7 protein-coding genes and 1 pseudogene are annotated in these 6,111 nt (G+C 74.2%); 2 read left to right on the top strand and 6 right to left on the bottom strand.

Annotated elements, in window-relative coordinates; genetic code table 11:
- Nucleotides 1–801, bottom strand: an 801-nt coding sequence (locus tag ACFQ87_RS40225) for a hypothetical protein (protein WP_380615917.1), incomplete at its 3' end; no start/stop codon positions are given.
- Between the two features lie 125 nt (nt 802–926).
- On the bottom strand, nt 927–1,700 hold the full coding sequence (locus tag ACFQ87_RS40220) for a GNAT family N-acetyltransferase (protein WP_380615916.1): 774 nt from the start codon (nt 1,698–1,700) through the stop codon (nt 927–929).
- A 290-nt stretch (nt 1,701–1,990) separates the two neighbouring features.
- Between ACFQ87_RS40220 and ACFQ87_RS40215 the strand changes: the two genes are divergently transcribed.
- Nucleotides 1,991–2,305 (top strand): hypothetical protein, encoded by a 315-nt coding sequence (locus ACFQ87_RS40215; RefSeq protein WP_380615915.1) that lies wholly within the window; start codon nt 1,991–1,993, stop codon nt 2,303–2,305.
- 105 nt (nt 2,306–2,410) lie between these two features.
- Here ACFQ87_RS40215 and ACFQ87_RS40210 read toward each other — a convergent pair whose 3' ends face one another.
- Nucleotides 2,411–3,244 (bottom strand): hypothetical protein, encoded by an 834-nt coding sequence (locus ACFQ87_RS40210; RefSeq protein WP_380615914.1) that lies wholly within the window; start codon nt 3,242–3,244, stop codon nt 2,411–2,413.
- 354 nt (nt 3,245–3,598) lie between these two features.
- Between ACFQ87_RS40210 and ACFQ87_RS40205 the strand changes: the two genes are divergently transcribed.
- Nucleotides 3,599–4,024: a hypothetical protein gene (locus ACFQ87_RS40205; protein ID WP_380615913.1), complete on the top strand. Its 426-nt coding sequence runs from the start codon at nt 3,599–3,601 to the stop codon at nt 4,022–4,024.
- A 34-nt stretch (nt 4,025–4,058) separates the two neighbouring features.
- On the opposite strand, the pseudogene ACFQ87_RS40200 reads toward ACFQ87_RS40205, so the two are convergent.
- The 3 genes and pseudogenes from ACFQ87_RS40200 to ACFQ87_RS40190 form a co-directional block, all read right to left on the bottom strand.
- Nucleotides 4,059–4,289, bottom strand: a pseudogene (locus tag ACFQ87_RS40200) (AraC family transcriptional regulator); the annotation flags it as partial.
- Between the two features lie 101 nt (nt 4,290–4,390).
- Nucleotides 4,391–5,716 carry an MAB_1171c family putative transporter gene (locus tag ACFQ87_RS40195; RefSeq protein ID WP_380615912.1) on the bottom strand — a complete coding sequence of 442 codons (1,326 nt, stop codon included), beginning with the start codon at nt 5,714–5,716 and terminating at the stop codon, nt 4,391–4,393.
- Nucleotides 5,713–6,111 (bottom strand): ParH-like protein (locus ACFQ87_RS40190; protein ID WP_380615911.1); only part of this gene is annotated, 399 nt, incomplete at its 5' end. The genes ACFQ87_RS40195 and ACFQ87_RS40190, both read right to left, overlap by 4 nt.

Raw genomic sequence — 6,111 nt, 5'->3', positions numbered from 1 at the left:
GGCCGCTGCCCCCGTGTCGGAGGGGTGAAGCCGCGGCGGCGGCGGCGGGGGGTGGCGGGGGGACGATCCGCGCCCGCGCCCGGCGGGGCCGCCGCGCGCCACCGTGTAGTACGTGCAGCCCTCCCGCCAGTCGGTGCGCAGTTCCAGCTCCAGGACCAGCCCGCCCCCGTCCGCGCGGGCGGCGCTCAGCACGGCGGCCGGGTCGGCGTCCTCGGGCGTCTGCTCGTTGCGGAAGCGGACGCTGCTGCGCAGGCGCTTCCAGTACGGATCCGGGCGTGGGACGCCCGGCAGGTCCCAGGACAGGTACGCACCGGGACTGGTCAGGCCGGGGGAGTCCATCCGCCATCCCTCGGGGCTGAGAGCGCCGTCGCGGTACCAGCGCAGCGCGTGCGCGACCGTACCGCTCCTACCGTCCGGCGAGCCCCAGTCGGCCAGGCCCGCCGCCTCGACCCGTTCCAGTACGACGGCCATGTCCTCCCGGGTGACGAAGTAGGCCGTCGCGGCCATCCGGCAGAGCAGCGCGGCCCGCCCCTCGACCGTGGTGCCGAGCGCGCCGAGGGAGGACGGGCGGTCGCAGTGGTCGGCGACGCGGGTCAGCAGGTGCTCCACTCCCTCCACCGCCCCCAGCGCCTCGACCAGCCGCCGGATTCGCTCGCGCTCCGCCGCCCGCAGCGCCTGCGCCTGCGGCGACTCGGCCAGTGCGCGCAACCGCCGGTCGCCGGGCCAGCGCTCGCGCAGCGCGTCCCGGGCCCGGACGGGCACGTTGAGCAGCGCGCCGAGCAGGTACTCGAAGGTGTTCACGGGCCGGGGTCCTCTCGGGTCGCGCACACGTCTGCGCCACACCCTGTCCCGCCCGCCCCCGGGCCGGCAACCCGCTCCCGTCCTCAACTTCCGCGCCCTACAGGCATGGCTGGGCCCATCGCCGGCTACTGGGTCACAGGAGGAGAGGCCCACCAGGTCGAGAGCGTCGCGGCGGTGTAGCCCAGCGACTCGTACAGCGGCCTGCCCAGCTTCGAAGCGGTGAGTGTGACCGGCAGATCCGCCAGGTCGGCGAGGGAGCCGAGCATGACGGCGCGACCCACGCCACGCGACCGGAATGCCGGTGAAGTACCGACCCAGTAATGGCTGCCGACGCCGTCGTCCACGAGCCTGACGCAGGCTCCCGCGGCCACGCCGTCGTGCGAGGCGACGAACACGTCCACGCCCGGCTGCCCGATCAGCGCCGTCGGGAACAGCTCGCCGGGGCGGTAGGGCTCGAATCTGGCGAGCTCGAAGCCCTCGATCACGATCCGCTCGGCCGCCTGGAGGTCCTCGGGCCGCCGTACCCGGATCACGTCCAGCACCGGTTCGCCGACGGGCCCGGGCGGGCGCAGCATGATCGGCATCTGCCAGCTGCGCATGCCCAGGTGGCTCAGGTCGGTCGAGTTGAACGGATCCTCGGCGTTCACCGGGCCCGCGGCGTGGCGGGCCAGCTCGCTCACCTCGGCCAGTTCGCCCGGGTCGAGGTCGGGCTCTTGGATCAGGATCCGCAGGCCCGCACGCTCGTCGCCGTCGACTGCGACGAATCCGCGGCGCCGGATCACCTCATGCCCCCGGCATCGGCCGATCGCGGTCCAAAAGCCGGCGGAGTTGCGGGCCTGACGCATCGGCGCCTCGGCCACGGACGTGGGCTGGTCGGTCGAAGTGGATCCCGTTGTCATTGTGCCTACGGTAGTGCGGAATTGACCCATCGCACGGTCCAATTCCATGCGAGCCGACTGGGCCACCTTCGGTCCGGGCCGGTCCGTCGCGACTCCCGGAGGGGTTAGAAGCCCCCGGCTTCAGCCGGGGAGGAGTCACGCTCCTGAGACAGGGGTTCAGGCGTCGCAGCAGGGTCGGCAGTCGGGGTCGGGAGCCTTCAGGGGCTGGGCACGGGAAGCATTACTGTAGGAACGCCGACCGGAAATTCCGCTACCGGCTGATTGCCTGTGATTCTCAACGGGAGCAACGAATGTTCTTTTCACAGTCCAACCGTCCGAAGCCGGCCAATCTCGAAGTGCTCAGAGCAGCTCTGCAGGCTGCGCTGGACGCCGCTGGCGAGGAAGAACGCCCAGGTCTGCGCCGTGCGATCCACATCGTGGACGGCATCGTCCCCAGTACCGGTCCGGCCGGCAGGGAATGGGCGCGAAATGTCCTGGAGCTCGCCCGTATCGACCCCCGCACGTCGGAGATCAAGGCGGTCAAAGAGCTCCGCTCTGCGAGTCCCGGCCTTGGCCTCAAGGAGGCGGTCGCACTGGTCCGGGCACTTGTCGCACAGTCCGGCTGAGGAGAGCGCAAAGCGGTCGGAGTTGCTCGCAATCGCCTGACCGAGTCGTTCGGGGGCGTAACGGACCCGGCCCGATCGCGGCTGACGCCGCCTGCCCGTCCGGCGCTACGGCTGGGCGAGGTAGGCCGCGACGAAGGTGTTCAGGTCGGTGAGGGCGGCGGCGAGGTCGGCCCGGGTGAGCTGTTCGGCGGCGGCGCCGGTGGCGAGGAAGTGGCCGAGGGCGGCCTGGCAGGTGGGGACGGGGGCGGAGGCCGCGGGGACGGTGCAGGTGATCTCCTGGGCGGGGCCGCCGGGGGTCTGGAAGGTCAGCAGGGCGACCGTGCGGTCGGGGCCCCCGGTGGTGGGCAGGTTCGGCTCGCGGGCGTCGGGCGGGACGCCGACGGCGGTGAGCAGCAGGTTCGGGGCGTGGGTGGGGACGGGGTGGAGCTGGTCGGCGGGCAGGCGGGGCGGGGCGTTGCAGGTGTTGGGGGCGGCCCCGGCCCGGGGGATGAAGCCGCAGGCCAGGTCGATGTTCGTCTGGGCGCCGCCGCTGATGAAGACGGCCTGGACGACCGAGGTGAAGCGGGTGTTGGCCGGGTCGGCGGCGGGTGCGCCGGGGTGGACGTAGGCTTCTTCCCCGCCGTCGGCGGAGAAGAAGACCACGTCGCAGGTCCAGCCGCTCGGCGCGACCAGGTAGTGCACCTCGCCCGGGTAGCGGGCGCCGTACACCGCCGCCGTCGGGGGCAGGGTGACGCCGTCCGGCAGCGCCACCGAGGCCGGTACGGCGCCCAGCGGCGGCAGGCCGGGGCCGGTCTGCTCCGCCGGGCAGGCCCGCACGGGCACCGTCACGGCCGCGGCCGCTGCCGCGGGAGCGGCCCAGGAGGAGAGCGGCCCGCCCGCGCAGAGCAGTGCCGCCGCGGCCAGGACCCCCGTTCGGCGGCGACGGGGTGTGCCACGCATGCTGCACCTCCGGGAACGCGGCCAAGGCTCCGCGACCAGCGTAGGCACGCCGCCCCCGTCCCCGCGCGCCGGACGGCCGCCCGCCCGCAGGCCCTGGAACTGACATTTCGCCAGGGTCGTCGAGCCCTGCCGCTGTGGGTGGGCGACGGGCCGGCGCCGGAGCGGGGGTGCCGGAGCTCGTCCGGCTGGTCACCGAGATGCTCGGCGCCCGACAGCCCGGACACGGCCTCGATACTGGTGGCCGTCCGTAGTCGCCAGCGGCGTATCGGCGTAGGCGCACAATCCATCCGGAAGTCCGTGGACCAGTCGATTCAAAGGCACTGAAATCATGATCAATTGACGTACCATCGCTGCGTGAACGCTGCGTGGTTCGGTCTGATCGGGGTCGTGGTCGGCGGACTGATCTCCACCTTGTGGGGATGGCTCTCGGTGATCCGCCAGGAACTCGCCGACGGTCTCGTAGGCGCCCGCCTCGTCGACGACGACCTGGCCCGCCTCGAAATGGGAAGCGATGGTGCGGAAGCTGGTCATCAGCCACTTCCAACCGCGCAGACGTGGGCGGAGAACCGGGTCGCACTCGCGAAGGTTCTGGGTTTTCGGCAATGGAGCACGGTTTCCGCCGTCTATCGCCGTAGCGACCCGTCGTCGGCTCACACCTGGAGCGGGCGGGACCAGGAGCTCAGCGCGGCTCGCGAAGCACTCGCGCCGTTGGCAGCAGGTAAACGCCATGTCCTCAGCCAGCGCTGGCACAACGTGTTCGGTCCACACACCGACGACTGACTGCGCATGGCCCGGGGCGCTGGTGAGCGGGTCGTCAACGCGATGCGACCTCGCCCGCGTGGACGGCACGCATGGCGCGCTCGACCGTCTCCTGGTTCTCGCCGACCGGAGCCACATAGGCGATGACGTCGCGCGCAGCATCCTCCCCGAGCATTCGGGTGATCACCCACGCCGCGAGATACTGGGATGCCAGGCAACCGCCCGCCGTGGCGATGTTTCCCTCGGCGTGGAACGGCGCGTCCAGCACGGTGACGTCGCAGGCTTCGAATGCGCCGGCACACGGAAGTGGTGAGGGCGTCGATCTGACGGTCGAGCGGGTCCACGGTCCAGCCTTCGGCTCGGGGCTGGCGTACGACGTCGGCGATGTCACCGCAGGGCCCCCTCGGCGCCGGCCCGCCCGTCCGCGCGGGCCCGGGCGCGGGCGCGGGTGCGGACCTCGGCGACGGCGGGGCAGGTGGCGTAGACGCGGGCCAGGTGGGCGAGGTGGTCGGCCTCGCCGTCCAGGGCGCGTGGCGGGTCGGCCTCCGCGACTGCCCCCGATGGTGCGCCGCCTTCCGGCGGGGCGGCGGGGTGCGGGCCGGCGTCGGCCGCGGCGCGTTCCAGGGCGGCGGCCAGGGCCGCGGCCTCGGCGGTGGCGGCGGCGTGGGAGGAGGACGGCGGGAAGCGCCGGGTGGCGAGCTCCAGCCACTCGGAGGTGCGCGGGTCCAGGTGCTGGCGCAGGATCAGCCGGGCGTCGTGGATCTCGATGATCCGCCGGTACAGCGCGAACTGCGGGTCGCGCGGAGGCAGCGGCAGACGGCGGGCCGGGTCGAGGGCGATCTCGGGCAGCACGGTGTGCAGGTCGCGCCAGAGCGGGGCGAGCGCCCGGTAGCGGCGGTGGGCCCGCAGCCAGCCGCGCACCGCCCCCGACACGGCCGGCCACAGCGTGCTGCCCAGCCCGGCCGCGATCAGTGCCGCGCACAGCGCGCCCAGGACGGCGCACAGCGTGTCCTCGGGGCCGTCCTGGGCGCCGGTGGTGGCCGCGCGCAGCACGTCGTCCACGCTCCAGGCGTTCCACAGCAGTCCGGCCGCCAGCCCTCCGGTGAGCAGCCGCAGCCCGGTGCCCAGCCGGCCGGGCCCGGCGGCGCGGGCGCGCCGGAGCAGCTCGCGCAGCAGTGCGGTCAGGCACAGCGCGGTGTGGACCATGCCGACGGCGGTGTAGCCGGCCAGCGCCAGGCGGGCGGACAGGGTGGGCGCGACGGTCAGGCTGTCGCCGGACAGCCGGGGCGCGGCGACGGCGATCAGCACCACCCGCAGGCCCAGCACCGCGCCCAGCAGCGCCAGCCGGGAGCGCACGGCGCGCCGGGCCGGTTCACCGCGCGAGGGCCCGTCGGGCCGGGGCCCGCCGAGCAGGGGCTCGGCACGCAGGGGCTCGGCGGTGCGCAGCGCCAGCGCGAGCAGCCGGATCGCCGCGGCCGCGCCGTCCCGCAGGGCGTCGCCGAGCACGATCGCCGCGATCGCGAGCACCGGCACCCCCGCGTCCTGCACCGCCCGTACGGTCGGCGGGGCGAGCACCAGCAGCGCGGCGCCCAGCAGGGCCGTCCCGTAGCAGGTGTAGCGGGCGGCGGCGCGCGGGTTGATCCGGCTGCGGGCGAAGTGGGCGGCGCTGAGCACGAAGAACAGTCCGACCGGGTAGAGGGCCAGTTCGCTCACGGCCGCCGCGCCTCCGGTCCGTCACCCGACAGCAGGACGCCCAGCGCGTCCAGGGAGCCCGGCGAGCCGGGAGCGGGCCCGGGCGGCCCGGCCGCGTCCGCCCGCGCCGCCCGGCTCAGGATCAGCGAGGCCAGCAGCTCCGCCTCGCGCTCCTGCGGCTCGTCGTAACGGGTGCGCCCCAGCACCCGCCGCACCAGCGCGGGGGACAGGTGCGGCAGCAGCGCGGCGGCCGGGTCCAGCGGCGCGGAGCCGGCGTGGTCGAGCATCAGGTGGGCGATCTCGTGCACCAGGATGTGCCGCTGGTGCAGCGTGCCGGTGTCCGCCGTGTAGACGATGGAGTCCGCCTCCTGGGGGGAGACCAGCAGCCCACATGGGGTGTGCGGCCGGGCCGGCAC

This window comes from Kitasatospora sp. NPDC056531 (genome assembly GCF_042794375.1).
In the GTDB taxonomy this organism is placed as follows: domain Bacteria; phylum Actinomycetota; class Actinomycetes; order Streptomycetales; family Streptomycetaceae; genus Kitasatospora.
This window is presented reverse-complemented; position numbering and strand designations above follow the sequence as displayed.